Genomic DNA, 24981 nt, shown 5'->3' with positions numbered 1-24981 from the left:
CAGTGGCTAGCGGCGAATGGCCCTCGGAAGAGCACAGAGCAAGAAGCTTGATGTTATTAGCGCTTTAGCTAAATTTTTGCATCGCCTATCGCCTATCGCCTATCGCCTATCGCCTATCGCCTATCGCCTATCGCCTATCGCCTGTTTAAACCACTCCGGCACCGTTTTTTCCAGCCAGAAGTCCGGCTGGCGCCACGAGCCGGTGACGAAGCCGACATGGCCGCCGTACTGGCACAGGTCATATTGGATATGCGGCGGCAGTGGTTCTGTCGGGATCACCGCCTCGGTCATGAACGGGTCGTCTTTGGCATGGATTACACGCAGCGGAACAGTGACTTCAGTAAGGCGGGGTAGCCCGCTGCAGCGCTGGTAGTAATCGGCGGCATCTTTGAAGCCGTGTAGCGGCGCGGTGACATGCTCGTCGAATTGCCATAGCGTTTGAAGTTGCTCTGCGACTTCACTTGATACCGGCATATCTTTAGGCAGGGCAGCGATTTTTCGGCTCAGGTTTCGCTTCATCGAGCCGAGCAGGTATTGCTGGTAGACTTTGGAGAAACCCTGCTGGATCCGCTCTGAGCAGGCAGCCAAGTCCAGCGGTGGGGAGATCACCTGGGCGGCAGAGAGCTCGGAGTGTTCCCCGCTTTCCGCCAGGTAGTTCACCAGCATATTTCCCCCGAGCGACACCCCCACGGCAACAAAGAGCTGGCTTGGCAGTTGTTGGCGCAACCACTGGATGAAAAAGCGTGCGTCACTGGTTTCCCCCGAATGGTAGCTGCGTGGTCTACGGTTCATCTCGCCGCTGCAGCCGCGGAAATGCATCATCACCGCGAGCCAGCCTTGTTGCTTAGCAGCATGGAGCAGGCCATTGGCGTAGGGGCTGTTAAAGCTGCCTTCCAAGCCATGGAACAGGATCATAACCGGTTGGCCGGGCTGGCAATCGGCAATAGGAGCCGTCCAGGCTAAGTCGAGGAAATCGCCATCAGGCGTCTCGATACGCTGGGTGAGGGGAGTGAACAATGGCTTGCGGCGCAAAAAGCGCGGCAGTAGGGTTTGCAGATGGGGATTTGCGAGCCCTTTGGCTGGTTGGAAAGCCATTGTCATAACTGCTCCTCGAAGTGGTTCTATTGCGCCATAAGTTTGTCTATCAATGCCACAGCCCCCAGGCGATGGCAATAGCGTGCCAGGTTTGCGCCGGATATATGCTCTGCTACGTGGCGAAGCGACATTTGGTTTAACGCCGCAATCAAGTCGTGTTGCTGCTGGCGCTCCATCTGCAGTTCGAAATCTTTGAGCTGCTCGTAACCGTCGCTATCAAGCTGGGGTTTGAGCGAGCGGCGCATATGGCGATAGCGCTCTAGCAGGCCCTCAGTCGGCTTGAGGCTTTGCGCCAACTGCTCGCGCTGTGTCGATGAGAGGTCGATGGCCTGCGCATCGAGCCAGATCATCAGCAGGGCGAGGTTGACGCTGCCATTGTGGAACGTCTGCAGGGCCAGACAGGCGGCTTCGACGTCCGCCTTAAAGTAGTGAGTGTAGCTAAACTGCCAGAAGGCATCATGGCTCAGCGGCTGTTGGCTCGAATGGCTCAGGTCATTACTCCGGGGCATGCTGCTGCTCCATCTCCTCGAGTTCTTCCTGTAGCTCCATCCACTCCATTTCCACTTCTTCCAGTGATGACTTGGCATCCGCTTGCAGTTGTAGCTGCTGGTTCAAGCGTGCTTTGTTTTCAGCTTCATAGATACTGCTGTCACTGAGCTGGGTTTCGGCGTCATTGATAGTGGCATTGAGCTTGTCCATCTTGGTTTCAAGCTGGGTGATCTTTTTGCGCAGCGGGGCGGTTAGCTTGCGCAGCTCGGCTTCCAGGCGCTTCTGCTCCTTGCGCGAGGATGCACTGTTGTCCTTGGCCACTTCCGGTTTGCTGGCCTGCTGCTCGCGGCGTTCGTTGCGTTGCTGCTCAGTCAGCCACTTGTGGTAGTCATTGAGATCGCCGTTGAATGGTACGACTTGGCGGTCATGGACGAGGTAGAGATCATCGGTGGTCGCTCGTAGTAGGAAACGGTCGTGGCTGACAATTACCATGGCGCCATCGTAAGACTGCAGGGCAAGCGTCAGTGCCTGGCGCATATCGAGATCCAAGTGGTTGGTCGGTTCATCGAGTAGCAACAGGTTAGGGCGCTGCCAGACAATCAGTGCTAGCACCAAGCGGGCTTTCTCACCGCCGGAGAACGGGCCGACTTTCTCCAGTGCCTTGTCACCCAGGAAGCCGAAGCTGCCAAGGTAATCGCGCAGTTGCTGTTCGGTGGCCTGCGGGGCAATGCGTGCCATATGCTGGACCGGGGTGTCGTCCATGTACAGGGTTTCGAGCTGGTGCTGGGCGAAGTAGCCGATTTTCACCCCTTGCGAATAGGTCAAATCCCCGGCTTTGGCAGGCAGTTCACCGGCCAGCATTTTGATCAGGGTTGATTTACCTGCACCATTTCTGCCAAGCAGGCCGATGCGGCTGCCCGGTACCAGGTTAAGGCGGATTTTCTCGAGGATCAGGTTATCGCCATAGCCGGCAGCGACTTGGTCCATCATCAAAATAGGGTTCGGCAGGGCACTAGGCTCGCGGAACTCGAAGCTGAACGGGTTATCGAACTGGGCCGGCAGTACTTTTTCCATCCGCTCAAGGGCCTTGATCCGGCTTTGTGCCTGGCGGGCTTTGCTGGCCTTGTAGCGGAAGCGATCGATATAAGACTGCATGTGAGCCATCTGTTTCTGCTGCTTCTGGTACATAGCCTGCTGCAAAATCAGCTTTTCTGCTCGCTGGGTTTCAAACGATGAATAGTTACCGGTGTAGCTGTTCATGGTTTGGTTTTCGATGTGGATGATCCGGTTGACGACAGGGTCGAGGAAATCACGGTCGTGCGAGATCAGCACCAATGTACCGCGGTAGCTCTGCAACCATTTTTCCAGCCACATCACGGCGTCGAGATCCAAGTGGTTGGTCGGCTCATCGAGCAGCAGTAGGTCGGAGCGGCAAAGCAGGGCCTGGGCAAGGTTGAGGCGCATACGCCAACCACCCGAGAACTGGGTCAGGTGCCATTGCATTTGCTCTTGCGAGAAGCCGAGGCCGTCAAGCAGTTCTGCGGCACGGGCGCGGATGCTGTAGCCGCCGATGGCTTCCAGTTTGCCGTGCAGCTCGGCGACCTTGGTGCCGTTGTCCGCTTGTTCGGCAGCGAGCAGGTCGGCTTCCAGTTGGCGGTACTCACGGTCACCGTCAATCACATATTCCAGCGCTTCACGCTCAAGGGCCGGGGTTTCCTGCGCTACCCAGGCCAGCTCCCAGTTGGCCGGGTACTGGCAGTTACCGGCATCGACGCTCAGTTCGTGCTTGAGCAGGGCAAACAGGGTGGACTTGCCACAGCCATTTTTGCCGACCAGACCGACTTTGTCGCCCGGGTGGATAGTTGCCGTGGCTTGGTCAAGCAGGATCTTGCCGCCGCGTAGAAGTTGGATATCGGAAAAAGTGATCATTGACTGTGCCGGGGGTGCCCCGCTCCGCAAAAACTGAATGCAAGAATAAGTGCGGAGTCTACCGTAAAGCGGCGGTGACCGCTAATACCTGCCTCGGTGGAAATAAAAGCAACCAAGCGGGCAGCAGACGGTGATTAATCGATCCTCTTTGCCTGCAATTATGTATTATGTGGATATAGGTTAATAAAAAGTTGTAACCCATAGCGAAATAGGCATATTTTGCTGTTGTAACAAGGAATGCTATGTCAGCAAAAGGACTTCCACGCATACTCGTACTCTATGCCCATCCTGATCCGGAGGCATCGGTCGCTAACCGCGCCATGCTGGCGGCGATCAGCCGGCTTTCCCATGTCACGGTCCATGATCTCTATGCGGCCTATCCTGATTTTTTCATCGATATCACTTTCGAGCGCGAGCTGGTCAGGGATCATGACATCATCGTTTTCCAGCATCCGCTGTATATGTATTCCTGCCCGTCGCTGCTCAAGGAGTGGATCGACGTTGTCCTGAGCAAAGGGTTTGCCCACGGTGAAGGCACCCAGACCCAGGGGAAATATTGGCGTTCGGTGATCACTACCGGCGGGGCAGCCGAGGCCTATACCCCGGACGGCTACAACCGCTGCAGTGTTGATGAAATTCTCCGTCCTTTCGAGCTCAGCGCCATGCTGTGCCGAATGAAATGGTTACCGCCGCTGGTATTGCACTGGGCCCGCCGAATACCCGCTGCAGAGCGAGAGCAACATGCCGAGGACTACCGCCAATGGCTGGAAGCGCCAATGGCTCTGATGGAGGAGGCGAAGTATGGCGAGTGATGTGTTGTCGGTCAGTGTCGTCTTTCTTGCTGCAGCGGTAGTCGCCGTGCCGATTGCTCAGCGTTTGGGGCTAGGGTCGGTGCTGGGGTATTTGTTGGCGGGGATCGCCATCGGCCCGTGGGGGCTGAGACTGATCTCCGATGTTGATGCGATTCTCCATTTCTCCGAATTCGGTGTGGTGCTGCTGCTGTTCCTGATTGGTCTGGAACTTAACCCCAAGAAGCTGTGGCAGATGCGAAAACCGATTTTAGGGCTCGGTGGTAGCCAGGTGGTAGTCACCAGTTTGGTGATTGCAGCCTTGGTATTAATGTTGGCTGGCCAGTCATTGCTGCCTGCGGTGTCTTGGCGCGATGCGCTAGTGGTCGGAATGGGCTTGGCCTTGTCATCCACCGCGATTGCCTTGCGGGTGATTGAAGAGCAGAACCTTGGCGGCAGCGAAACAGGCCAGTCTGGCTTTGCGGTGCTGCTGTTCCAAGACATTGCCGTGATCCCGATGCTGGCGATACTGCCGGTTTTGGCTGGCGGCGGCGGTGGCAGCTGGATGGATTTTGTCTGGATGATTGGCGGTATTCTTGCCTTGCTGGTCGGCGGCCACTTCTTGTTGCGACCGCTGTTCCGCTGGGTGGTGATGAGCGGCGTGCGCGAGCTGTTCAATGTGGCGGCGCTGCTGCTGGTGGTTGGTATAGCCCTAGGCATGCAATCGCTAGGGCTTTCGATGGCGCTCGGTACTTTCTTGGCCGGGGTTCTGCTGGCCGAGAGTGAATACCGTCATGAATTAGAAATTGCCATCGAGCCATTTAAAGGGTTATTGCTGGGCCTGTTTTTTATCTCGGTCGGTATGGCGGTCAACCTTGGGTTGCTATTGCAGTACCCATTACAGATCCTGCTGGCAGTAGTCGCGCTTATCAGCATCAAGGGGCTGATTTTATACGGGCTAGCCAGAATATTTGGCACTCGGGCAAAGTCGCGCAGTCAGATGGCGGCGATCCTCAGCCAAGGTGGTGAGTTTGCTTTTGTCCTCTTTACCGCTGCGATGGGCGAGGGGCTACTTGGCGGCGAGTTGTCGGCGTTCCTGCTGGTGGTTGTCAGCCTGTCGATGATGACCACGCCGCTGATTTTGCTGCTGCAGGACAAGTGGTTTGTTCGCACTTTCAGGGCGGAAGCCGAGGCAGAGCTGGAGTCGGATGTGATTGATCGCGAGCCCCGGGTGATCATTACCGGTTTCGGCCGCTTTGGTCAGGTAGTGGGGCGCTTGCTGTTTGCCAACAAAATCCGGGTCACGGTATTGGAGCGCGATCCGAGCCAGATCCAGTTCCTGCGAAAGTTCGGCTACAAGGTGTACTATGGCGATGCCACCCAGCTAGAGCTATTGCGTGCTGCCGGGGCCGATAAGGCGGAAGCGATTATCATCTGTACCGATGAGCCTGACGAGGTGATGGAAGTGGTCGAGTTGTGCCAGCAGTACTTTCCTAGGCTTAAAGTATTGGCACGGGCCAGGAGCAGGGTCGAAGCGCACCAGCTGCTTAGCCATGGTGTAGAGAATTTTTCCCGCGAAACTTTTGCCGGCGCCCTTGATTTGGGTCGCCAGGCCCTCATATCTCTGGGTATGCATCCCTATCAGGCCAAGCGGGCTGAAGCCCATTTCCGCCGCTTGGATACCACCGCGCTAAGAGATTTATTACCGCAGCACTCGGAAGATGTCCACCTGGCCACTCGAGCCAGAGAAGCGCGTAAGGAGCTGGAAGAGATCTTTGATAGGGAAATGCGGGGAGAGCGGGAGCGTCATGATGGCTGGGATTGACCAGCCACTAAACGATAGTGATAGTGACAACAACGAACACAGTGGCAAGGAGCGAAAGCATGGCCAAGAAACGGTTTATCGCCGGTGCAGTCTGTCCAAGCTGTAGTCAGCAGGATACATTGCGCTGGTGGCAGGAAAATGAGGTCGAGCGGGTTGAATGTGTATCTTGCGGTCATACCGATACCAGGGCCCCTCAGTCCGTCGAGCAGAGCGAGCAACTCTCTTCGCAAACCAAACAACAGGTTATCGGGATTTTTAAGCCCGAGGACTGAATAGGCTGAACAGCCTTTAAACAGAATATTGGCATCTTGCTGCCATTATCCGGTATCATGCGGGCGAAATCCTTTGATACCCAGTTCAAAATTGGAGTAAACATGAAAGTCGCTAAAGACATCGTAGTAAGCCTGGCTTACCAAGTTAAGACCGAAGAAGGCGTTGTTGTTGACCAGTCGACAACTGAAGCACCTCTTGATTACCTACACGGCCACAACAACCTGATCGTAGGTTTGGAGAAGGCGCTTGAAGGCCGCGAAGCTGGCGACAAGTTTGAAGTGACAGTTGCTCCAGAAGAAGCGTACGGCGAGCACATCGATGCGATGGTTCAGCGTGTACCGGCTGACGTTTTCCAGGGCGTAGACGAAATCACTGTTGGCATGCGTTTCCTAGCAGACACTGATCAGGGCCCAATCCCAGTAGAAGTGACTGAAGTTGACGGTGACCACGTTGTTGTTGACGGCAACCACATGCTAGCAGGTCAGACGCTGACTTTCGGCGTAGAAGTTGTTGCTGTTCGCGCGGCGACTGAAGAAGAAATTGCTCACGGCCACATCCACCAGGGTGGCGGCTGCTGTGGCGGTGGTAGCTGCGGCGACCACGACCACGGTGAGAAAGAAGAAGGCTGCTGCGGCGGCGAAGAAAAAGGCGGCTGCGGCTGCTCACACTAATCATTCTTAATGATTGAGTGATCAAAAACGGGAAGCATTGGCTTCCCGTTTTTTGTATCTGAGGCGAGTGGTAATGCGGCTATGGGCAATAGGGAAGAGCAATCGCTGTTCATCTCTGGCCAATAGCCCCGTGCCAATGGCCTGATCAGTAATGCGGTGGCGGTGTCTCTTCCGACTCGCTGGCCAGGTTGGATGGCTCCATCCCCTTGACCTTACCGACCATAAACTTCAATTGAGTCTGCATCTTGTCAATCAGGAACTGCTGCTCGGTCAGGGCCTGGTTGAGATCCTCGATGGTTTGCTCCTGGAAAGCCTGCTTCATTTCAAGCTCGTCGATACGGGCCTGTAGCTGTTCGATTTCTTTCATTGCGTTATTCCGTCGTCCATTGCTGGGCGATACCTGCTGACGTTCCCGAGATCACATGACCGTCGGGCGTAATGGCCACATCATACACCACCGCAGAGGGTGGTCGAGTATCTTGTTTCGCTGCCGCTTGCCAGCGACCCAGATTATCACCGCTTTGGGTATCCCACAGTTCGACCCGGCGGGCAGGGGTTCCGGTAGCCAGTAGTTTGCCGTCATCGGAGAAGCGGGCGCTGGACAGGATCTGCTGGCGCAGCCGGACGGCCAGTGAAGAGACTTGCTCGCCACTTTGTAGATCCCAGATATAAATGTCGTTACTGCCATCTGCTGTCATCGCCAGTTTACCATCACGCTGCAAGGCCACTCGGCTGATCCGGCTCTGGTGCTCAAAGTGCTGCAGGATCTGGCCGCTTTGGGTATCCCACAGATAGGCGGAATGGTCATTTCCCCCGGACAGGGCATAGCGACCATTGGCCGAAATGGCGACAGAATTGACTTTTTCACGGTGGGCAAGGAACTCTAGCCGTCTTCCGCTGCCCAAGTCGACGTACAGAGCTTTGCCGTTGGACAGCGCCAGCAGCACATGCTGGCCGTTGTTGGCGATAGCGGCATCGCGGATCAGGCCGTCGGATATCGACCATAACCCCTCGGATTGGCCCCAGGCTAGGTCCCAGACGGCAAAGTTTTGTGCGGTCGCGGTAATGGCATAGCGGCTGTTATCGGAAATCTGGCTGCTGAGCACCGTATTGTGATATGGATCTTGAGAACCAAACCCAGCTAACTTTTTGTTTTGCTGTAAATCCCACAGCACGATACCTTGTTGGGTTGAGTGGTAAAGGGCAAACCGTCCATCTCGGCTAAGGCTGAAACTGGTGGTGCCTTCCGGAGCGAGAGGCCATCGATTGAGCTCAGTTCCGGAAAAAAAACAGCCAGTGAGAATGAAAAGTGCCAAAATGAAGATTGGCACGTATCTTTTTGTTTGCATTAAGGTCTGGTTCCACTTGGTTAACACATAGTGTCATTTCCTTATGAATGCACTGCTGGGCAGTGAATTCATAAGGTGCATATTAGTATATTGATCTACAGTGCTTTTCATACCGCTTGATGAAAAGACTGGCGACTGAATTTTGAGGCATTGCCTCAGTTTAAAATGGAGAAATACATGAAACCTGTTCTGAAGATGTCTGTTTTGGCTGCAACGATCCTGCTAGCTGTAGGCTGCCAAGATGAAAAAGCAGCGGAAACAAAACCGGCAGAGCCTGCAAAAGTAGAGCAGGTGGCAGCTGAAGCCGCACCGGCGACATTCGCGACTGAAGATGACAAAGCTGCCTACGCGATTGGTGCTTCACTGGCGCAATACCTGGCTGCAAACCTGGATCAGCAAAAAGAGCTGGGCCTAGAACTAAGCAAAGAGCAAGTGCTCGCGGGTGTTACCGATGTGTTTGCTGACCAGAGCCGCCTAACGCCGGAAGAAACCCAGCAGGCACTTCAGTCGCTGGATCAGCGCGTGTCTGAAATGGCTCAACAGAAAGCACAGGAAGAAGCCGAGAAGAACATTAAGGCCGGTGAAGAGTACCGTGCTGAGTTCGAGAAGAAAGATGGCGTAGTGAAGACTGACTCTGGTCTGCTTTACCAGGTTGAGACTCAAGGTGAAGGCGACAAGCCGGCAGCGACTGATACGGTTAAAGTACACTACAAAGGTATGCTGACCGATGGCACTGAGTTTGACAGCTCTTACGCACGCAACCAACCAGCCACTTTCCCGCTAAACCAGGTGATTTCCGGTTGGACTGAAGGTGTTCAGCTAATGCCGGTTGGCTCTAAGTTCACTTTCGTTATTCCGCCAGAGCTAGCATACGGCTCTCAGGCCAACCCAAGCATTCCTGCTAACTCAACGTTGGTATTCGAAGTAGAACTTCTGGATATCGTTAAAGCGGATCAGCCAGCAGAAGAAGCTGCCCAGTAATCTTGCATGTAGCCAGTTTACAGGCAAGGATAAGTTTAAAAACCCAGCTTCGGCTGGGTTTTTTTATCATCCCAGTTGTATATGATGTGAAAATGTTCAGGCTTATGTCTGAAATCTGATAAACTTGCAAGCAAGATTTGAAAATTTATCAATCGCCGTGAAATTATTTCCCCGGTGAGGCATAGCCCATTCTATTAATTTTTCCCCACTTCTGTGGCGCAGACGTTAAATAGAATGGGCAAACAGCAAGGAAGATAGACGCGTGGTATCTACTGAAAATTTTGGCTCAGAAGTGATGGTCGAGAGTGACTTGATTGAGCCGCGTGCTTTTAGCGAGCACGATTACATTATCCTACGTTCGTACGAGGCTGTGGTTGACGGCTTGGCCGCCTTGATTGGCCCATTTTGTGAAATCGTGCTGCACTCGCTGGCCGATCTCAATACCTCTGCAATCAAGATTGCTAACGGTGAAAATACCGGTCGAAAAGTGGGCTCGCCGATCACCGATCTTGCCCTGCGCATGCTGCGTGATATCGAAGGCTCGGAGCGAAACTTCTCCCGAGCCTACTTTACCCGCGCCAAGGGGGGAGATCTGATGAAATCGATCACTATTGCTATCCGCAACGGTGACAATGACATCATCGGTTTGCTGTGTATCAACGTTAACCTCGACGCTCCGTTCTCGCAGATCCTGCAGTCGTTCATGCCGACTGATGAAGCTAAGCAGGCGGCATCAAGCGTGAATTTTGCCAGCGATGTCGACGAGCTGGTGGATCAGACTGTTGAGCGCACTATCGAAGAAATTAATGCCGACAAGAATGTGTCGAACAATGCCAAGAACCGCCAGATCGTGATGGAGCTGTTCGACAAAGGCATTTTTGATATCAAAGATGCGATCAACCGGGTGGCCGATCGGCTTAACATTTCCAAGCACACGGTCTACCTCTACATCCGCCAGCGTAAAACCGAGGATGGCGAAAAATGAGCCTGAACTATGTGCTGGTGGTAGAAGGCCCGGCCTACGGGACCCAGTCGGCACGCTCGGCCTACCAGTTTGCCGTCGCGCTGCTGGCTGAAGGTCACCGTCTGTCACGGGTGTTCTTCTATCAGGACGGGGTTCACAATGGCTCAGCCCTGACAGCACCAGCGTCGGATGAGTTCGATTTGGTTGCAGCTTGGCAAAAGCTGGCCCAAGACCATGACACTGAGCTGCAAACTTGTGTGGCAGCGGCACTACGCCGCGGGATCATCAGCCCCCAGGAAGCCGAGCAGAATCAGCTAGCGGGCAGTAATCTGGCCGCAGGTTTCGAGCAGGCAGGTTTAGGTGGTTTGGCCGAAGCCATGCTGACCGCTGATCGCGTCATTCAGTTCTAACGGGATAATCATGACAACTTTAGGTTTTGTATTCCGCCAAGCGCCACATGGCGTTGCCTCGGGTCGCGAAGGCCTGGACGCTGTGCTGGCGACATCCGCTTATAGCGAAGATATTTCGCTGTTCTTCCATGGTGACGGTGTCTACCAATTGCTGGATGGCCAGCAGCCAAAAGAAATTTTGTCGCGCGACTATATCGCTACGTTCAAGATGCTGGAACTCTACGATATCGAACAGGTTTATGTCTGCCATCAGTCTCTGCAGGCACGTGGGCTCACCACGGATGATTTGCTGATTGATGTCATTGCATGCGAGCCGGCAGAGTTTTCCGACCACCTGCATGCCTGTCAGCGTGTGCTGGCATTCTAAACCCTAATTCGGTGAGGCACCGTATGCTCCATATCTTTACCCGCTCTCCATTTCAGTCCCGAGCTTTTGACGAAGCCGCAGCCGTGATCAGCCAACATGACTCGATTTTGTTGATCCAAGACGCAATTATCGCTGCTACGGTTGAAAATAGCCCAATTTTTTCGTTCCGAGATGCCGGCGTAAAAATTTATTTACTGGCAGAGGATTTGGCTGCTCGCGGGCTGCAGGACAAGCTCAAGCTAGATATCAATGTTATTGATTACAAAGGTTTTGTTGGTCTGACGGTCGACTGCGAAACGCAAATGAAGTGGGCCTAACAGGCATTCTCAAACCTTGGAAAACCCGTGGATATCAGGTTGATTAAGAAATAATCATTTGATTGATCGCTGGTTATATCTTGACACCCTTGGGTGCGATGCCTAAAATTTCGCGTCCTCCTGTTGTTGGGAGGCAGATTTTTCACATTTACGAAAGTAATATTTCAGGAGCTATTTAATGGCAACTATTAACCAGTTGGTACGTAAGCCACGTGCTAAGCAAGTTGTAAAAAGCAACGTGCCTGCACTAGAAGCGTGCCCACAGAAGCGTGGTGTATGTACTCGTGTATACACTACTACTCCTAAAAAACCTAACTCAGCACTTCGTAAAGTTTGTCGTGTACGTCTGACAAACGGTTTCGAAGTAACTTCGTACATCGGCGGTGAAGGTCACAACCTTCAGGAGCACTCAGTTGTTCTAATCCGTGGTGGTCGTGTTAAAGACCTTCCAGGTGTGCGTTACCACACCGTTCGTGGTGCACTTGACTGTGCAGGCGTTAACGACCGTAAACAAGGTCGTTCTAAGTACGGTGTGAAGCGTCCTAAGTCTTAATGGATTCCGTTAAGTAAGGCCAAACACTAAAATTATTTAATTTTTGAAGAAACTGAAAAGTTTTGGATAACCTGAAGAAGACAACGGAGAATATCCATGCCACGTCGTCGCGTAATCGGTCAGCGTAAGATCCTTCCAGATCCAAAGTTCAAATCTGAATTGCTGGCAAAATTCGTTAACATCCTAATGGTTGACGGTAAGAAATCTACTGCTGAGAAAATTGTTTACTCTGCACTAGAAACAATGGCTGAGCGTTCTGGTGAAGAACACCTAGCTATCTTTGAAAAAGCTCTTGAAAATGTACGTCCAGCGGTAGAAGTTAAGTCTCGCCGTGTGGGTGGTTCAACTTACCAGGTGCCTGTAGAAGTACGTCCAGTACGTCGTAACGCACTAGCTATGCGTTGGTTGGTTGAAGCTGCGCGTAAGCGTGGTGAAAAATCTATGGCTCAGCGTCTAGCAGGCGAAATGCTTGATGCGGCTGACAACAAAGGTTCTGCTGTTAAGAAACGTGAAGACGTTCACCGTATGGCAGACGCGAACAAAGCGTTCGCACATTACCGCTGGTAATCACCCCGGTAATACAAATAGGGCGCGGCAAGCTTGGCTTGTCGCGCCTAAACCATACTCTAAGGACTCCCTTAGTAAGAGGATACTGCCGTGGCTCGTAAAACGCCTATCGAGCGCTACCGTAACATCGGTATTTGTGCTCACGTTGACGCCGGTAAAACAACAACTACCGAGCGTATCCTGTTCTATACAGGCTTATCTCACAAAATTGGTGAGGTTCACGACGGCGCAGCTACCATGGACTGGATGGAGCAGGAGCAGGAGCGTGGTATCACCATCACATCTGCTGCCACTACAACCTTCTGGCGTGGTATGGAAGCTCAGTTCCCTGAGCACCGCGTAAACATCATCGATACCCCTGGACACGTTGACTTTACCATCGAGGTAGAGCGTTCACTGCGTGTGCTTGATGGTGCGGTTGTTGTTTTCTGTGGTTCATCAGGTGTTGAGCCTCAGTCTGAGACCGTTTGGCGCCAGGCTGACAAGTACGAAGTACCGCGTATGGTTTTCGTAAACAAGATGGACCGAGCTGGTGCCGACTTCCTGCGTGTTGTTGACCAGATCAAAAACCGTCTTGGTGCGAACCCAGTGCCTATTCAGTTGAATATCGGTGCTGAAGACGAATTCAAAGGCGTTGTTGACCTTATCAAAATGAAGGCCATCAACTGGAATGAAGATGATCAGGGTATGTCATTTACCTATGAGGACATTCCAGCTGACATGGTTGAGCTTGCTGAGGAATGGCGTCAGAACCTGGTTGAATCAGCCGCGGAAGCGTCTGAAGAGCTGATGGACAAGTACCTTGAAGAAGGTGAGCTGTCTGAAGCCGAAATTAAGTCCGGTCTTCGCCAGCGTACGCTTGCGAACGAGATCGTGCTGGCAACCTGTGGTTCGGCATTTAAGAACAAAGGCGTTCAGGCTGTACTTGATGCAGTCGTTGAATTCCTGCCTTCGCCAACGGAAGTGAAAGCGATCCGCGGTGAAGACGAAGAAGGTAACGAAGTTGAGCGCCACTCTAGTGATGATGAACCATTCTCAGCACTAGCGTTCAAAATCGCGACCGACCCATTCGTTGGCACCTTGACCTTCATGCGCGTTTACTCTGGAGTTGTAAATTCAGGCGATACTGTCTACAACTCAGTAAAAGAAAAACGCGAGCGTTTCGGTCGTATCGTACAGATGCACTCGAACAAGCGTGAAGAAGTTAAGGAAATCCGCGCGGGTGATATCGCTGCAGCGATTGGCCTGAAGAATGTCACCACTGGTGATACCCTGTGTGATCAGAACCACAAAGTGATTCTGGAGCGCATGGAATTCCCAGAGCCAGTAATTCAAATTGCAGTAGAGCCTCGCTCTCAGGCTGACCAAGAGAAAATGGGTATTGCACTAGGTAAACTGGCTGCAGAAGACCCATCTTTCCGCGTCGAAACCGACGATGAATCTGGTCAGACTCTGATTTCAGGCATGGGTGAACTTCACCTAGATATCATCGTTGACCGTATGAAGCGTGAATTCAGCGTTGAATGTAACGTTGGTAAACCTCAGGTGGCTTACCGTGAAACTATCCGTGGCAAAACGGAAGTGGAAGGTAAATTTGTCCGCCAGTCTGGTGGTCGCGGTCAATATGGTCACGTATGGCTGAAAATCGAACCATCGGAGCCTGATGAAGGTTTCGTGTTCGTGGACGAAGTCGTTGGTGGTGTGGTACCGAAAGAGTACATTGGTGCTGTTGCAAAAGGTATCGAAGAGCAGATGAACAACGGTGTGCTGGCTGGCTATCCTGTACTGGATGTCAAAGCAACCCTGTTCGACGGTTCTTACCACGACGTTGACTCCAACGAAATGGCATTTAAGATTGCCGGTTCTATGGCTTTCAAGAAGGGGGCGCTACAAGCAGAACCTGTCATTCTTGAGCCATTGATGAAGGTTGAAGTAACCACTCCGGAAGACTGGATGGGTGATGTTGTTGGTGACCTTAACCGTCGCCGCGGCATGATCGAAGGGATGGACGAAGGCCCTGCTGGCCTGAAGATTGTCCGTGCCAAAGTACCGCTTTCGGAAATGTTCGGTTACGCAACCGACTTGCGTTCAGCGACTCAGGGTCGTGCGTCATACTCAATGGAATTCAGCGAATATGCTGATGTTCCTAAGAATATCGCCGATGCTATCATCGCCGAGCGTGGTTAATCGCAAGATCTATATTGCGCCAATGGCTGTTGGCGCATAAAATAGCAACTTCTGACGCGTCCCATATTAATTTCGGTGGGGCGTATCATAACTAGGAAGGAACACGATCGTGTCTAAAGAAAAATTTGAACGTACGAAACCGCACGTTAACGTTGGTACTATCGGCCACGTTGACCACGGTAAAACTACTCTAACTGCTGCTATCTGTACTACTTTGTCAAAAGTATACGGTGGTGAAGCTAAAGACTTCGCATCTATCGATAACGCTCCAGAAGAGCGCGAGCGTGGTATCACAATCTCTACTTCTCACGTAGAGTACGATACTCCAACTCGTCACTACGCACACGTAGACTGCCCAGGACACGCCGATTACGTTAAAAACATGATCACTGGTGCTGCGCAGATGGACGGTGGTATCCTAGTTGTTGCTGCAACTGACGGCCCAATGCCTCAGACTCGTGAGCACATCCTACTAGGCCGTCAGGTTGGTATCCCATACATCATCGTGTTCATGAACAAGTGTGACATGGTTGATGACGAAGAGCTTCTAGAGCTAGTTGAGATGGAAGTTCGTGAACTTCTTTCTGAGTACGACTTCCCAGGTGACGACTGCCCAGTAATCATGGGTTCTGCTCTTGGCGCTCTAAACGGCGAGAAAGAGTGGGAAGACAAGATTGTTGAGCTAGCTGAAGCACTAGACAACTACATCCCAGAGCCAGAGCGTGCGATCGACCGTCCGTTCATCCTACCTATCGAAGATGTATTCTCAATCCAGGGCCGTGGTACTGTTGTAACTGGTCGTGTTGAGCAGGGTATCATCACTGTAGGTGACGAAGTAGAAATCATCGGTATCAAAGACACTACTACAACTACTTGTACTGGTGTTGAGATGTTCCGTAAGCTTCTTGACGAAGGCCGTGCTGGTGAGAACGTTGGTGTTCTTCTACGTGGTACTAAGCGTGACGAAGTTGAGCGTGGTCAGGTTCTTGCTAAGCCAGGTTCTATCACTCCGCACACTACTTTCGAGTCAGAAGTATACGTTCTGTCTAAAGACGAAGGTGGCCGTCACACGCCATTCTTCAAAGGCTACCGTCCACAGTTCTACTTCCGTACAACTGACGTAACTGGTACTATCGAGCTACCAGAAGGCGTAGAAATGGTTATGCCTGGTGACAACATCAAGATGGTTGTTACTCTAATCGCTCCTATCGCGATGGACGAAGGTCTACGCTTTGCGATCCGTGAAGGCGGTCGTACAGTAGGTGCTGGTGTTGTTGCTAAGATCGTTGCTTAATTTGCAATAGTCTAACGACACTAAGAAAAGGGAAGCTTCGGCTTCCCTTTTTGCTATCTGTGGATTGGGTAATCGATGCCTTCATTACTAGTCATTTCTGCATTTATATTTGATAGTGAAATAAGCAGCTAATATATATCTCCAAATGGTCTAAGCCTCAACGCACTTGCAACTAGTAATGAAAACAATTCTTGTTTATATTCTTCCCATTGCATTTAGAGGTGGTAATAAGATGTTCGTTTGCCTTTGTCACGGAATCTCCGACAAGAAAATCATGAAACTGGCTGATCAGCATGGGATCAGCGATGTCCGCGGTATTCGCCAGTTTACCCCGTTGGGATCGCAGTGCGGCAAATGTATTCGCCAGGCCAAAGAGGTCATCGAGCAGGCAACTATCACTAGGTATAAGAAAGCCAGCTAAACAACGGCTTTCTGACATCGTGTCTTTTGACACTCTTCTAATCGGTTCTATGCTTATGGGAACTGACAGAGGAGTGTTTTGTAATGAAAGCTGATCCGAAAATCATCCAACACCTCAATAAAGTCCTCGGCAACGAGTTGGTTGCCATCAACCAGTATTTCCTCCACGCCCGAATGTACAAAGACTGGGGCCTGAAACACCTTGCTGACAAGGAATACCACGAGTCGATTGACGAGATGAATCATGCGGATCATTTGATTGAACGGATTTTGTTCTTAGAAGGGTTGCCCAACCTACAAGATCTCGGCAAGCTCAACATTGGTGAAGATACCCAGGAAATGCTGGAGTGCGATCTCGCATTGGAGATGGCTGCGATTCCGGATTTGCGCGAGGCAATTGCCTACGCCGAAGATGTCCATGATTATGTCTCGCGTGATCTGTTCCAAGATATCCTGTCTGATGAAGAAGAGCATGTAGATTGGCTCGAAACCCAGCTTGGGCTAATCGAAAAAATGGGTATCGCCAATTACAACCAGGCCCAGATTGTCGACGAGGATGATTAATTTTCCGACAAGGCTTGCGTTCGAAACTGTGATCTGTATAATGCCCTCCACTGCCTGAGGATATAGCCTCGTAACTGCAGTTGTGAACCAATAAGCGTTGAGGAAGAAACTGCCAAGCAGTTTGTAAATGTATACTCTGACTTATGTTCGCAGTCATTAAATTGACTGACAATGTATCCGATAGGGATACTACGTTCACATAAATCAATCGGCATTCTCTCGTCTTTACGAGGTTGAGTGGCGATATTGTTTGTGTAATTTTTATAATTGGAGCTCTGTCTCATGCAGAACCAACGTATTCGTATCCGCCTTAAGGCGTTCGATCACCGTTTGATCGATCAGTCTACTGCGGAAATCGTTGAAACAGCTAAGCGTACTGGCGCGCAGGTTAAGGGTCCAATCCCTCTTCCTACTCGCAAAGAGCGTTTCACTGTTCTTGTATCTCCTCACGTTAATAAGGACGCACGTGACCAGTACGAAATCCGTACTCACAAGCGCCTTATCGACATCGTTGAGCCAACAGACAAAACTGTTGACGCTCTTATGCGTCTAGACCTAGCTGCTGGCGTTGATGTTCAGATCAGCCTAGGTTAAGGGGAGATAAGAGAATGATTGGTCTAATCGGTCGTAAAGTGGGCATGACCCGCGTATTTACCGAAGATGGCGTTTCTATCCCAGTAACTGTGGTTGAAGTTGAAGCAAACCGCGTTTCTCAGGTTAAATCTGTTGAAACTGACGGCTACAACGCAATCCAGGTAACTACTGGTGCAAAGAAAGCTAACCGTGTTTCTAAGCCAGAAGCTGGCCACTTTGCGAAAGCAGGTGTTGAAGCGGGTCGCGGTCTTTGGGAATTCCGTCTAGAGAACAACGAAGAGTTCGCTGTTGGCGCTGAGCTGACTGTTGAGCTGTTCAACGAAATTAAAAAAGTAGACGTTACTGGTACATCTAAGGGTAAAGGTTTCCAGGGTGCTGTTAAGCGCTGGAACTTCCGTACTCAAGATATGACTCACGGTAACTCCTTGTCTCACCGTGCTCCTGGTTCTATCGGTCAGTGTCAGACTCCAGGTCGCGTATTCAAAGGCAAGAAAATGGCTGGTCACATGGGTGCTGAGCGTGTAACGACTCAGAACCTAGAGATCGTACGTGTTGACGCTGAGCGCAATCTGCTTCTTATCAAAGGTGCAGTACCAGGTGCTACAGGTGGCAACGTGATCGTTAAACCAGCTGTTAAAGCGTAACGTCGAGGAGTTAGTAATGGAATTGGTAGTCAAAGGCGCTGATGCGCTAACTGTCTCCGAAACTACTTTTGGGCGTGACTTCAATGAAGCGCTTGTACACCAGGTAGTTGTTGCTTTCGCAGCAGGTGCTCGTCAGGGTACACGTGCTCAGAAGACTCGTTCTGACGTTTCTGGTGGTGGTGCTAAACCATGGCGCCAGAAAGGTACAGGCCGCGCTCGTGCAGGTACAATCCGTAGCCCACTATGGCGTACCGGTGGTGTAACTTTCGCTGCTCGTCCACAGGACCACAGCCAGAAAGTTAACAAGAAGATGTACCGTGGTGCTATGAAGAGCATTCTTTCTGAGCTTGTTCGTCAAGAGCGTCTAATCGTTGTTGATGACTTCTCTGTAGAAGCACCTAAAACTAAAGCGCTAGTAGCTAAGCTTAAAGAGCTTGATCTTACTGATGCGCTGATCGTAACTGGCGAACTAGATGAGAATCTATTCCTAGCTGCACGTAACCTATACAAAGTAGACGTACGTGACGCGAAGGCAATCGACCCAGTTAGCTTGATCGCTTTCGATAAAGTTGTGATGACTGCAGCAGCAGTTAAAGCAGTTGAGGAGATGCTAGCATGATCACTGAAGAGCGTATTCTAAAAGTTCTACGTGCTCCGCACATCTCTGAAAAAGCAACTATGGCTGCTGAAAACGGTAACACTATCGTATTCAAAGTAGCTAAAGATGCGACTAAGAAAGAGATCAAAGCAGCAGTTGAGAAACTGTTCGAGGTTGAAGTTAAGTCTGTAAATACTCTTATCACTAAGGGTAAGACCAAGCGTCAAGGTATGCGTCAAGGCCGTCGTTCAGACGTTAAGAAAGCCTACGTTATCCTGAAAGAAGGTCAAGACATCGACTTCGCTGGCAGTGCAGAGTAAGGCTAGGAGCAAAGAAGAATGGCTATTGTAAAATGTAAGCCGACTTCCCCAGGTCGTCGCCACGTAGTTAAAGTGGTTAACTCTGACCTGCATAAGGGTAAGCCGTACGCACCACTACTAGAGAAAAAATCTAAGTCTGGTGGTCGTAACAACAACGGTCGTATTACAGTACGTCACATCGGTGGTGGTAACAAGAATGCTTACCGTATCATCGATTTCAAACGTACTAAAGACGGTATCCCAGCGAAAGTTGAGCGTCTAGAATACGATCCAAACCGTAGCGCAAACATTGCTCTAGTTCTGTACGCAGACGGTGAGCGCCGCTACATCATCGCACCTAAAGGTATTCAGGCTGGTGACACTATCCAGTCTGGCGCAGATGCTGCTATCAAAGTTGGTAACACACTACCAATGCGCAACATCCCAGTAGGTTCAACAGTACACTGTGTTGAGCTTAAGCCTGGTAAAGGTGCTCAGCTGGCTCGTTCAGCTGGTGCATACGCTCAGATCATTGCACGTGCAGGCACTTACGTGACTCTACGTCTTCGTTCTGGTGAAATGCGTAAAGTTCTTGCTGAAGGTCGTGCGACTCTAGGTGAAGTTGGTAATGCAGAACACATGCTACGTGAGCTAGGTAAAGCTGGTGCTTCACGCTGGCGCGGTGTTCGTCCAACTGTACGTGGTGTTGTAATGAACCCAGTTGACCACCCACACGGTGGTGGTGAAGGCCGTACTTCTGGTGGTCGTCACCCAGTTACACCTTGGGGTGTACCAACTAAGGGTTACAAGACTCGTAAGAACAAGCGTACCGACAAGTACATCGTACGTCGTCGTAACAAGTAATTTTAAAGAGGATACGCCATGCCACGTTCTCTCAAGAAAGGTCCATTTATTGACCTACACTTGCTGAAGAAGGTAGAGAAAGCGTTGGAAAGCGGTGACAAGAAGCCTGTAAAGACTTGGTCCCGTCGCTCAATGATCATCCCTCAGATGATCGGTTTGACCATCGCTGTCCATAATGGTCGTCAGCACGTTCCTGTTTTCGTTTCTGAAGAAATGATCGGTCACAAGCTAGGCGAATTTGCACCAACACGTACTTACCGCGGTCACGCTGCGGATAAGAAAGCTAAAAAGCGCTAAGGAGTAGGTAATGGAAGCTATCGCTAAACATCGCTTTGCTCGCATTTCGCCGCAAAAAGCTCGTTTGGTTGCAGATCAACTGCGCGGTAAGCCAGTTGCTCAAGCTCTAGAAATTCTTCAGTTCAGCAACAAAAAAGCTGCTGATCTAATCAAGAAAGTTCTAGAGTCAGCTATCGCTAACGCAGAACACAACGAAGGCGCAGATATTGATGATCTATCAGTAGCTAAAATCTTCGTTGACGAAGGTCCTACCATGAAGCGTATTATGCCTCGTGCTAAAGGCCGTGCCGATCGCATCTTGAAGCGTTCTAGCCACATCACTGTTGTTGTAGCAGACCGCTAAGAGACTAGGAGAGAAAGCAATGGGTCAAAAAGTACATCCTAATGGTATTCGTCTTGGCATCGTTAAGCCATGGAATACCACTTGGTTTGCTAACAGCCAAGAGTTCGCTGACAACCTAGACGGCGACTTCAAGGTACGTCAGTTCCTTACTAAGGAACTAGCAAAAGCGTCTCTTTCACGCATCGTTATCGAGCGTCCTGCTAAGAGCATCCGTGTGACTATTCACACTGCTCGTCCAGGCGTTGTTATCGGTAAGAAAGGTGAAGACGTAGAAAAACTACGCGCTCGCGTTTCGAAGATCGCTGGTGTTCCAGCTCAGATCAACATCGCTGAAGTACGTAAGCCTGAGCTAGACGGCAAACTAGTTGCAGACAGCATCTCGTCTCAGCTAGAGCGTCGCGTTATGTTCCGTCGCGCTATGAAGCGTGCAGTTCAGAACGCTATGCGCCTTGGCGCTAAAGGTATCAAGGTAGAAGTAAGCGGTCGTCTAGGCGGCGCTGAAATCGCACGTTCAGAGTGGTACCGTGAAGGTCGTGTGCCTCTACACACTCTACGTGCTGACATTGATTACGCAACTTCTTCGGCTCACACCCAGTACGGTGTAATTGGCGTTAAAGTTTGGATCTTCAAAGGTGAAGTTCTAGGCGGCATGCCAGTAGAAGAGCCAAAGGCTGACAAGCCTAAGAAGCAGCGCAAAGGCCGTAAATAAGGAGTTTATAGATGCTGCAACCTAAACGCACTAAATTCCGCAAGACCTTTAAAGGTCGTAACCGCGGTCTAGCGAACGGCACTGACGTAAGCTTCGGTACATTTGGTCTTAAAGCAGTTGGCCGTGGCCGTATTACTGCTCGCCAGATCGAAGCAGCTCGTCGTGCGATGACTCGTCACATCAAACGTCAGGGTCAAATCTGGATTCGTATCTTCCCAGACAAACCAATTACCTCTAAGCCTCTTGAAGTTCGTCAAGGTAAGGGTAAAGGTAACGTTGAGTACTGGGTAGCTCAAATCCAACCTGGTAAAGTTCTGTACGAGATGGATGGTGTTCCTGAAGCGCTAGCTCGTGAAGCATTCGAACTTGCTTCTCGTAAGCTACCAATCAAGACAACATTCGTAACTAAGGCGGTGATGTGATGAACGCACAAGATCTGCGCGCTAAAAGCGTTGAAGAACTGAATGCTGAGCTTGTGAACCTACTGCGCGAGCAGTTCAACCTGCGCATGCAGGCTGCAACTGGTCAGCTGCAGCAGACTCACACTCTTAAAGCAGTACGTCGCGATATCGCACGTGTTAAAACCGTTCTGACAGAGAAGGCTGGCGCATAATGAGCGATAAAATTCGTACTCAGCTTGGTCGCGTAATCAGCGACAAGATGGACAAGTCTATCGTTGTTGCTATCGAGCGTAAGGTGAAACACCCAATCTACGGTAAGTACATCACTCGCACGACTAAGCTTCACGCACATGACGAAAACAACGAGTGTGGCCTAGGCGACACAGTTGAGATTCGTGAGTGTCGTCCACTGTCTAAGACTAAGTCTTGGACTCTGGTACGCGTAGTAGAAAAAGCTCGCATCTAAGCGAACTTAACTACGATATAAGAGAGCGGCCCCGAAAAAATTTTGGGGCCGTTCATTTTTTGTCTACCCATCGACCGAAAAGCGTGTTAATATTCGCCGCCTTTGAAGAAAAGGCAAATCGGCTCGAAATGGGTCAAGATGTTTAAAATTAGCGGAGCACTAACATGATCCAAATGCAAAGTATGCTTGATGCAGCCGATAACTCCGGCGCTCGTAGCGTAATGTGTATTAAGGTTCTGGGTGGTTCACACCGTCGCTATGCACATATCGGTGATGTCATCAAGGTAACTGTTAAGGAAGCGATTCCTCGCGGTAAAGTTAAGAAAGGTGACGTTCTGAAAGCGGTGGTTGTGCGCACTCGTAAAGGCGTACGTCGTCCAGATGGCTCTGTCATTCGCTTTGACCGTAATGCTTGCGTATTGTTGAACGACAACACTGAGCAACCAATCGGTACTCGTATTTTCGGCCCTGTGACTCGTGAGCTTCGTGGCGATAAGTTCATGAAGATCGTTTCACTTGCGCCTGAAGTACTGTAAGGAGTAACGCAAATGGCAGCTAAAATCCGTCGTAACGACGAAGTTATCGTTCTTACTGGTAAAGATAAAGGTAAGAAAGGTAAAGTATCTAAGGTTCTAGCAACCGGTAAAGTAATCGTTGAAGGTATCAACCTTGTTAAGAAGCACCAGAAGCCTGTACCGGCTATGGGCATCCAAGGTGGCATCGTTGAAAAAGAAGCTGCAATCGACGCTTCTAACGTTGCAATCGTTAACGGTGAAGGTAAAGCGGACCGTGTAGGCTTCCGATTCGAAGACGGCAAAAAAGTTCGTTTCTTCAAATCGACTGGCGAAACTATCAAGTAATTTTTGGAGTAGTACAATGGCGAAACTGCATGATTACTACAAAGAGACTCTAGTTAAAGAACTTGCTGAAAAGTTCGAATACAAGAGTATCATGCAAGTCCCAAGGATCGAAAAGATCACACTTAACATGGGTGTGGGCGATGCGATCAACGACAAGAAGCTTCTAGAGAATGCTGCTGCTGACATGACTGCTATCGCAGGTCAGAAGCCGCTTATCACTGTAGCTCGTAAGTCTGTTGCTGGCTTTAAGATCCGTGAGGGCTACCCTATTGGCTGTAAAGTAACTCTACGTGGCGAACGCATGTGGGATTTCTTTGAGCGTCTAATTTCAATTGCTGTACCTCGTATTCGCGATTTCCGTGGTCTAAACCCGAAATCTTTCGATGGTCGTGGTAACTACAGCATGGGCGTTCGTGAGCAGATCATCTTCCCAGAAATCGATTACGATAAAGTAGATCGTGTACGTGGTCTTGATATCACTATCACTACTTCTGCTAAGTCTGATGAAGAAGCTCATGCTCTACTGTCTGCTTTTAACTTCCCATTCCGTAAGTAAAAGTAAGGGTTACTAATGGCTAAAGAATCAATGAAGGCACGCGAAGCTAAACGTGCCAAGCTAGAAGTTAAGTTCGCTGAGAAGCGTGCTGCACTTAAAGCTCTAATTAGCGACGTGAATGCGTCTGAAGAAGACCGCTGGAATGCAGTGCTTAAGCTTCAGTCACTACCACGTGATTCTGCGAAGTCTCGTCAGCGTAACCGCTGTAACCAGACTGGACGTCCACACGGCTACCTACGTAAGTTTGGTCTAAGCCGTATCAAGGTTCGTGAAGCTTGCATGAAAGGCGAGATTCCGGGTCTGCGCAAGGCTAGCTGGTAATCCCAGTTAACCAATTTAGAATCACGGAGTATTGACTTATGAGCATGCAAGATCCGATTTCGGATATGCTGACCCGTCTTCGTAACGGTCAGGCAGCGAAAAAAGTTGCTGTTAAAATGCCATCTTCAAAAATGAAAGTTGCTATCGCAGCTCTTCTTAAAGAAGAAGGTTTTGTGGCTGACTACACTGTAACTGGTGAAGTTAAGCCTGAGCTAGAAGTTACTCTTAAGTACTTCGAAGCTAACCCAGTTATCGAGCAAATCCAGCGTGTTTCACGTCCTGGCCTACGCATCTACAAGAAAAAAGATGCACTTCCATCAGTGATGGGCGGCCTTGGTATTGCTGTTGTTTCCACTTCCAAGGGTCTTATGACCGACCGCGCTGCACGCAAAGCGGGTCTTGGCGGTGAGATTATCTGCTACGTAGCATAATAGGAGTAGGAAATGTCTCGTGTTGCAAAAGCACCAGTAGTTATTCCTGCCGGCGTAGAAGTTAAACTTAACGGTCAGGAAATCACTGTTAAAGGTGGTAAAGGCGAACTTACTCGCGTTATCAACGAAGCAGTAGTTCTATCCCAGGAAGAGAACGCTATCACTTTCGGTCCTCGCGAAGGTTTCGAGAAAGCTTGGGCACAGGCAGGTACTGCACGTGCACTAGTTAACAACATGGTTGTTGGTGTTACTGAAGGTTACACCAAGAAGCTTACTCTTAAGGGTGTAGGTTACCGTGCTGCTATCAAAGGCAACGCAGTAGCTCTAACTCTTGGCTTCTCTCACCCAGTTGAGCACGAACTTCCAGCAGGTATCAAAGCTGAATGTCCTTCACAAACTGAAATCGTACTAACTGGTACTGATAAGCAGGTTGTTGGTCAGGTAGCTGCTGATATTCGCGCTTACCGTAGCCCTGAGCCTTACAAAGGTAAAGGTGTTCGTTACGCCGATGAAATCGTGCGTACTAAAGAAGCTAAGAAGAAGTAAGGTAACACT

37 protein-coding genes are annotated in these 24981 nt (G+C 50.5%); 32 read left to right on the top strand and 5 right to left on the bottom strand.

Features of this window, described 5'->3' with window-relative positions; translation table 11 throughout:
* Window positions 1–120 precede the first annotated feature (120 nt).
* From R2X38_RS23570 to R2X38_RS23560, 3 genes are read right to left on the bottom strand one after another with little or no spacing between them, the layout of a single operon-like run.
* The gene (locus R2X38_RS23570; protein ID WP_411185862.1) at window positions 121–1095 is read right to left on the bottom strand and encodes a hydrolase; all 975 of its coding nucleotides are present in this window, start codon (window positions 1093–1095) and stop codon (window positions 121–123) included.
* 26 nt (window positions 1096–1121) lie between these two features.
* A complete protein-coding gene (locus R2X38_RS23565; RefSeq protein ID WP_317524782.1) occupies window positions 1122–1604 on the bottom strand; it encodes a TIGR02444 family protein in 483 nt (160 codons plus the stop codon).
* Window positions 1591–3513 (bottom strand): ABC transporter ATP-binding protein, encoded by a 1923-nt coding sequence (locus R2X38_RS23560; RefSeq protein WP_317524781.1) that lies wholly within the window; start codon window positions 3511–3513, stop codon window positions 1591–1593. The genes R2X38_RS23565 and R2X38_RS23560 overlap by 14 nt, the downstream gene beginning before the upstream one ends.
* A gap of 242 nt (window positions 3514–3755) precedes the next feature.
* Here R2X38_RS23560 and kefG point away from each other — a divergent pair, with 242 nt between their 5' ends.
* From kefG to slyD, 4 genes are all read left to right on the top strand, one after another.
* Window positions 3756–4325 carry a glutathione-regulated potassium-efflux system ancillary protein KefG gene (gene kefG, locus R2X38_RS23555; protein WP_317524780.1) on the top strand — a complete coding sequence of 190 codons (570 nt, stop codon included), beginning with the start codon at window positions 3756–3758 and terminating at the stop codon, window positions 4323–4325.
* Window positions 4315–6126 carry a glutathione-regulated potassium-efflux system protein KefB gene (kefB, locus tag R2X38_RS23550; RefSeq protein ID WP_317524779.1) on the top strand — a complete coding sequence of 604 codons (1812 nt, stop codon included), beginning with the start codon at window positions 4315–4317 and terminating at the stop codon, window positions 6124–6126. The genes kefG and kefB overlap by 11 nt, the downstream gene beginning before the upstream one ends.
* A 59-nt stretch (window positions 6127–6185) precedes the next feature.
* The gene (locus R2X38_RS23545; protein ID WP_317524778.1) at window positions 6186–6398 is read left to right on the top strand and encodes a YheV family putative zinc ribbon protein; all 213 of its coding nucleotides are present in this window, start codon (window positions 6186–6188) and stop codon (window positions 6396–6398) included.
* A gap of 102 nt (window positions 6399–6500) precedes the next feature.
* A complete protein-coding gene (slyD, locus tag R2X38_RS23540) occupies window positions 6501–7070 on the top strand; it encodes a peptidylprolyl isomerase (protein WP_107299044.1) in 570 nt (189 codons plus the stop codon).
* Between the two features lie 145 nt (window positions 7071–7215).
* Here the strand turns inward: slyD and R2X38_RS23535 are convergent, their stop codons facing one another.
* Complete coding sequence (locus R2X38_RS23535; protein WP_039468948.1) at window positions 7216–7437, bottom strand: SlyX family protein; 222 nt, start codon at window positions 7435–7437, stop codon at window positions 7216–7218.
* Window positions 7438–7441: 4 nt separating this feature from the next.
* Window positions 7442–8419, bottom strand: a complete 978-nt coding sequence (locus R2X38_RS23530; protein WP_317524777.1) for a hypothetical protein — start codon at window positions 8417–8419, stop codon at window positions 7442–7444.
* Window positions 8420–8596: 177 nt separating this feature from the next.
* Between R2X38_RS23530 and fkpA the strand changes: the two genes are divergently transcribed.
* The 28 genes from fkpA to rplF all read left to right on the top strand — a co-directional run bounded on the left by fkpA (window position 8597) and on the right by rplF (window position 24972).
* Complete coding sequence (gene fkpA, locus R2X38_RS23525) at window positions 8597–9400, top strand: FKBP-type peptidyl-prolyl cis-trans isomerase (protein ID WP_317524776.1); 804 nt, start codon at window positions 8597–8599, stop codon at window positions 9398–9400.
* Between the two features lie 262 nt (window positions 9401–9662).
* The gene (locus R2X38_RS23520) at window positions 9663–10385 is read left to right on the top strand and encodes a transcriptional regulator (RefSeq protein WP_317524775.1); all 723 of its coding nucleotides are present in this window, start codon (window positions 9663–9665) and stop codon (window positions 10383–10385) included.
* Complete coding sequence (gene tusD, locus R2X38_RS23515; protein WP_317524774.1) at window positions 10382–10774, top strand: sulfurtransferase complex subunit TusD; 393 nt, start codon at window positions 10382–10384, stop codon at window positions 10772–10774. The genes R2X38_RS23520 and tusD overlap by 4 nt, the downstream gene beginning before the upstream one ends.
* 10 nt (window positions 10775–10784) lie before the next feature.
* Window positions 10785–11141 (top strand): sulfurtransferase complex subunit TusC, encoded by a 357-nt coding sequence (gene tusC, locus R2X38_RS23510; RefSeq protein WP_317524773.1) that lies wholly within the window; start codon window positions 10785–10787, stop codon window positions 11139–11141.
* A 23-nt stretch (window positions 11142–11164) separates the two neighbouring features.
* Entirely contained in the window at window positions 11165–11458 is a 294-nt protein-coding gene (gene tusB, locus R2X38_RS23505; RefSeq protein WP_317524772.1) for a sulfurtransferase complex subunit TusB, read from the top strand.
* Between the two features lie 178 nt (window positions 11459–11636).
* A complete protein-coding gene (rpsL, locus tag R2X38_RS23500; protein WP_004399892.1) occupies window positions 11637–12011 on the top strand; it encodes a 30S ribosomal protein S12 in 375 nt (124 codons plus the stop codon).
* A gap of 96 nt (window positions 12012–12107) precedes the next feature.
* Window positions 12108–12578: a 30S ribosomal protein S7 gene (gene rpsG / locus R2X38_RS23495; protein WP_036818327.1), complete on the top strand. Its 471-nt coding sequence runs from the start codon at window positions 12108–12110 to the stop codon at window positions 12576–12578.
* 90 nt (window positions 12579–12668) lie between these two features.
* On the top strand, window positions 12669–14765 hold the full coding sequence (gene fusA / locus R2X38_RS23490; protein ID WP_317524771.1) for an elongation factor G: 2097 nt from the start codon (window positions 12669–12671) through the stop codon (window positions 14763–14765).
* Between the two features lie 109 nt (window positions 14766–14874).
* Window positions 14875–16059 carry an elongation factor Tu gene (gene tuf, locus R2X38_RS23485; protein WP_317524770.1) on the top strand — a complete coding sequence of 395 codons (1185 nt, stop codon included), beginning with the start codon at window positions 14875–14877 and terminating at the stop codon, window positions 16057–16059.
* 232 nt (window positions 16060–16291) lie between these two features.
* Entirely contained in the window at window positions 16292–16480 is a 189-nt protein-coding gene (locus R2X38_RS23480; RefSeq protein ID WP_317524769.1) for a (2Fe-2S)-binding protein, read from the top strand.
* Window positions 16481–16563: 83 nt separating this feature from the next.
* Window positions 16564–17043 carry a bacterioferritin gene (gene bfr / locus R2X38_RS23475; RefSeq protein WP_317524768.1) on the top strand — a complete coding sequence of 160 codons (480 nt, stop codon included), beginning with the start codon at window positions 16564–16566 and terminating at the stop codon, window positions 17041–17043.
* A gap of 282 nt (window positions 17044–17325) precedes the next feature.
* Window positions 17326–17637 carry a 30S ribosomal protein S10 gene (gene rpsJ / locus R2X38_RS23470; protein WP_107299054.1) on the top strand — a complete coding sequence of 104 codons (312 nt, stop codon included), beginning with the start codon at window positions 17326–17328 and terminating at the stop codon, window positions 17635–17637.
* Between the two features lie 14 nt (window positions 17638–17651).
* Window positions 17652–18281: a 50S ribosomal protein L3 gene (rplC, locus tag R2X38_RS23465; RefSeq protein WP_107299055.1), complete on the top strand. Its 630-nt coding sequence runs from the start codon at window positions 17652–17654 to the stop codon at window positions 18279–18281.
* Between the two features lie 16 nt (window positions 18282–18297).
* A complete protein-coding gene (gene rplD, locus R2X38_RS23460; RefSeq protein WP_317524767.1) occupies window positions 18298–18900 on the top strand; it encodes a 50S ribosomal protein L4 in 603 nt (200 codons plus the stop codon).
* Complete coding sequence (gene rplW / locus R2X38_RS23455; protein ID WP_039465430.1) at window positions 18897–19199, top strand: 50S ribosomal protein L23; 303 nt, start codon at window positions 18897–18899, stop codon at window positions 19197–19199. Before rplD ends, rplW begins: the two co-directional genes overlap by 4 nt.
* Window positions 19200–19217: 18 nt before the next feature.
* On the top strand, window positions 19218–20042 hold the full coding sequence (rplB, locus tag R2X38_RS23450; protein ID WP_317524766.1) for a 50S ribosomal protein L2: 825 nt from the start codon (window positions 19218–19220) through the stop codon (window positions 20040–20042).
* 18 nt (window positions 20043–20060) lie between these two features.
* Complete coding sequence (rpsS, locus tag R2X38_RS23445; RefSeq protein ID WP_005302795.1) at window positions 20061–20339, top strand: 30S ribosomal protein S19; 279 nt, start codon at window positions 20061–20063, stop codon at window positions 20337–20339.
* A 10-nt stretch (window positions 20340–20349) separates the two neighbouring features.
* Complete coding sequence (gene rplV, locus R2X38_RS23440; RefSeq protein WP_007469139.1) at window positions 20350–20682, top strand: 50S ribosomal protein L22; 333 nt, start codon at window positions 20350–20352, stop codon at window positions 20680–20682.
* A gap of 19 nt (window positions 20683–20701) precedes the next feature.
* On the top strand, window positions 20702–21391 hold the full coding sequence (gene rpsC / locus R2X38_RS23435; RefSeq protein WP_107299058.1) for a 30S ribosomal protein S3: 690 nt from the start codon (window positions 20702–20704) through the stop codon (window positions 21389–21391).
* An 11-nt stretch (window positions 21392–21402) separates the two neighbouring features.
* Entirely contained in the window at window positions 21403–21813 is a 411-nt protein-coding gene (gene rplP, locus R2X38_RS23430; RefSeq protein WP_107299059.1) for a 50S ribosomal protein L16, read from the top strand.
* Window positions 21813–22004 (top strand): 50S ribosomal protein L29, encoded by a 192-nt coding sequence (gene rpmC / locus R2X38_RS23425; protein ID WP_007469134.1) that lies wholly within the window; start codon window positions 21813–21815, stop codon window positions 22002–22004. Before rplP ends, rpmC begins: the two co-directional genes overlap by 1 nt.
* Window positions 22004–22258: a 30S ribosomal protein S17 gene (gene rpsQ, locus R2X38_RS23420; protein ID WP_039465415.1), complete on the top strand. Its 255-nt coding sequence runs from the start codon at window positions 22004–22006 to the stop codon at window positions 22256–22258. Before rpmC ends, rpsQ begins: the two co-directional genes overlap by 1 nt.
* Window positions 22259–22422: 164 nt before the next feature.
* On the top strand, window positions 22423–22794 hold the full coding sequence (rplN, locus tag R2X38_RS23415) for a 50S ribosomal protein L14 (RefSeq protein ID WP_004410450.1): 372 nt from the start codon (window positions 22423–22425) through the stop codon (window positions 22792–22794).
* Window positions 22795–22806: 12 nt separating this feature from the next.
* The gene (gene rplX, locus R2X38_RS23410) at window positions 22807–23118 is read left to right on the top strand and encodes a 50S ribosomal protein L24 (protein WP_047876497.1); all 312 of its coding nucleotides are present in this window, start codon (window positions 22807–22809) and stop codon (window positions 23116–23118) included.
* A gap of 16 nt (window positions 23119–23134) precedes the next feature.
* Window positions 23135–23674 carry a 50S ribosomal protein L5 gene (gene rplE, locus R2X38_RS23405; RefSeq protein WP_107299060.1) on the top strand — a complete coding sequence of 180 codons (540 nt, stop codon included), beginning with the start codon at window positions 23135–23137 and terminating at the stop codon, window positions 23672–23674.
* 15 nt (window positions 23675–23689) lie between these two features.
* Window positions 23690–23995 (top strand): 30S ribosomal protein S14, encoded by a 306-nt coding sequence (rpsN, locus tag R2X38_RS23400; protein WP_036816280.1) that lies wholly within the window; start codon window positions 23690–23692, stop codon window positions 23993–23995.
* A gap of 38 nt (window positions 23996–24033) precedes the next feature.
* A complete protein-coding gene (gene rpsH, locus R2X38_RS23395; RefSeq protein WP_107299062.1) occupies window positions 24034–24426 on the top strand; it encodes a 30S ribosomal protein S8 in 393 nt (130 codons plus the stop codon).
* A 12-nt stretch (window positions 24427–24438) separates the two neighbouring features.
* Entirely contained in the window at window positions 24439–24972 is a 534-nt protein-coding gene (rplF, locus tag R2X38_RS23390) for a 50S ribosomal protein L6 (RefSeq protein WP_317524765.1), read from the top strand.
* The last annotated feature ends 9 nt before the right edge of the window (window positions 24973–24981 follow it).

The sequence above is a fragment of the Photobacterium rosenbergii genome (genome assembly GCF_033022775.1).
In the GTDB taxonomy this organism is placed as follows: domain Bacteria; phylum Pseudomonadota; class Gammaproteobacteria; order Enterobacterales; family Vibrionaceae; genus Photobacterium; species Photobacterium rosenbergii_A.
Note: the sequence above shows the minus strand (reverse complement) of the source record. Positions and strands in the feature narration are given on the sequence as shown.

Coding starts and splice junctions, on each gene's coding strand:
- rplN (WP_004410450.1), top strand. CDS start 22,423: ATGATCCAAATGCAAAGTATGCTTGATGCAGCCGATAACTCCGGCGCT.
- tusC (WP_317524773.1), top strand. CDS start 10,785: ATGACAACTTTAGGTTTTGTATTCCGCCAAGCGCCACATGGCGTTGCC.
- rplF (WP_317524765.1), top strand. CDS start 24,439: ATGTCTCGTGTTGCAAAAGCACCAGTAGTTATTCCTGCCGGCGTAGAA.
- rplX (WP_047876497.1), top strand. CDS start 22,807: ATGGCAGCTAAAATCCGTCGTAACGACGAAGTTATCGTTCTTACTGGT.
- rpmC (WP_007469134.1), top strand. CDS start 21,813: ATGAACGCACAAGATCTGCGCGCTAAAAGCGTTGAAGAACTGAATGCT.
- rpsN (WP_036816280.1), top strand. CDS start 23,690: ATGGCTAAAGAATCAATGAAGGCACGCGAAGCTAAACGTGCCAAGCTA.
- rpsL (WP_004399892.1), top strand. CDS start 11,637: ATGGCAACTATTAACCAGTTGGTACGTAAGCCACGTGCTAAGCAAGTT.
- rplV (WP_007469139.1), top strand. CDS start 20,350: ATGGAAGCTATCGCTAAACATCGCTTTGCTCGCATTTCGCCGCAAAAA.
- tusB (WP_317524772.1), top strand. CDS start 11,165: ATGCTCCATATCTTTACCCGCTCTCCATTTCAGTCCCGAGCTTTTGAC.
- rpsS (WP_005302795.1), top strand. CDS start 20,061: ATGCCACGTTCTCTCAAGAAAGGTCCATTTATTGACCTACACTTGCTG.
- rplE (WP_107299060.1), top strand. CDS start 23,135: ATGGCGAAACTGCATGATTACTACAAAGAGACTCTAGTTAAAGAACTT.
- rplB (WP_317524766.1), top strand. CDS start 19,218: ATGGCTATTGTAAAATGTAAGCCGACTTCCCCAGGTCGTCGCCACGTA.
- bfr (WP_317524768.1), top strand. CDS start 16,564: ATGAAAGCTGATCCGAAAATCATCCAACACCTCAATAAAGTCCTCGGC.
- kefG (WP_317524780.1), top strand. CDS start 3,756: ATGTCAGCAAAAGGACTTCCACGCATACTCGTACTCTATGCCCATCCT.
- slyD (WP_107299044.1), top strand. CDS start 6,501: ATGAAAGTCGCTAAAGACATCGTAGTAAGCCTGGCTTACCAAGTTAAG.
- fkpA (WP_317524776.1), top strand. CDS start 8,597: ATGAAACCTGTTCTGAAGATGTCTGTTTTGGCTGCAACGATCCTGCTA.
- R2X38_RS23565 (WP_317524782.1), bottom strand. CDS start 1,604: ATGCCCCGGAGTAATGACCTGAGCCATTCGAGCCAACAGCCGCTGAGC.
- rpsQ (WP_039465415.1), top strand. CDS start 22,004: ATGAGCGATAAAATTCGTACTCAGCTTGGTCGCGTAATCAGCGACAAG.
- rpsG (WP_036818327.1), top strand. CDS start 12,108: ATGCCACGTCGTCGCGTAATCGGTCAGCGTAAGATCCTTCCAGATCCA.
- R2X38_RS23535 (WP_039468948.1), bottom strand. CDS start 7,437: ATGAAAGAAATCGAACAGCTACAGGCCCGTATCGACGAGCTTGAAATG.
- R2X38_RS23480 (WP_317524769.1), top strand. CDS start 16,292: ATGTTCGTTTGCCTTTGTCACGGAATCTCCGACAAGAAAATCATGAAA.
- rpsC (WP_107299058.1), top strand. CDS start 20,702: ATGGGTCAAAAAGTACATCCTAATGGTATTCGTCTTGGCATCGTTAAG.
- rplP (WP_107299059.1), top strand. CDS start 21,403: ATGCTGCAACCTAAACGCACTAAATTCCGCAAGACCTTTAAAGGTCGT.
- rplC (WP_107299055.1), top strand. CDS start 17,652: ATGATTGGTCTAATCGGTCGTAAAGTGGGCATGACCCGCGTATTTACC.
- rplD (WP_317524767.1), top strand. CDS start 18,298: ATGGAATTGGTAGTCAAAGGCGCTGATGCGCTAACTGTCTCCGAAACT.
- tusD (WP_317524774.1), top strand. CDS start 10,382: ATGAGCCTGAACTATGTGCTGGTGGTAGAAGGCCCGGCCTACGGGACC.
- kefB (WP_317524779.1), top strand. CDS start 4,315: ATGGCGAGTGATGTGTTGTCGGTCAGTGTCGTCTTTCTTGCTGCAGCG.
- rpsH (WP_107299062.1), top strand. CDS start 24,034: ATGAGCATGCAAGATCCGATTTCGGATATGCTGACCCGTCTTCGTAAC.
- rplW (WP_039465430.1), top strand. CDS start 18,897: ATGATCACTGAAGAGCGTATTCTAAAAGTTCTACGTGCTCCGCACATC.
- R2X38_RS23545 (WP_317524778.1), top strand. CDS start 6,186: ATGGCCAAGAAACGGTTTATCGCCGGTGCAGTCTGTCCAAGCTGTAGT.
- rpsJ (WP_107299054.1), top strand. CDS start 17,326: ATGCAGAACCAACGTATTCGTATCCGCCTTAAGGCGTTCGATCACCGT.
- R2X38_RS23570 (WP_411185862.1), bottom strand. CDS start 1,095: ATGGCTTTCCAACCAGCCAAAGGGCTCGCAAATCCCCATCTGCAAACC.
- R2X38_RS23530 (WP_317524777.1), bottom strand. CDS start 8,419: ATGCAAACAAAAAGATACGTGCCAATCTTCATTTTGGCACTTTTCATT.
- R2X38_RS23560 (WP_317524781.1), bottom strand. CDS start 3,513: ATGATCACTTTTTCCGATATCCAACTTCTACGCGGCGGCAAGATCCTG.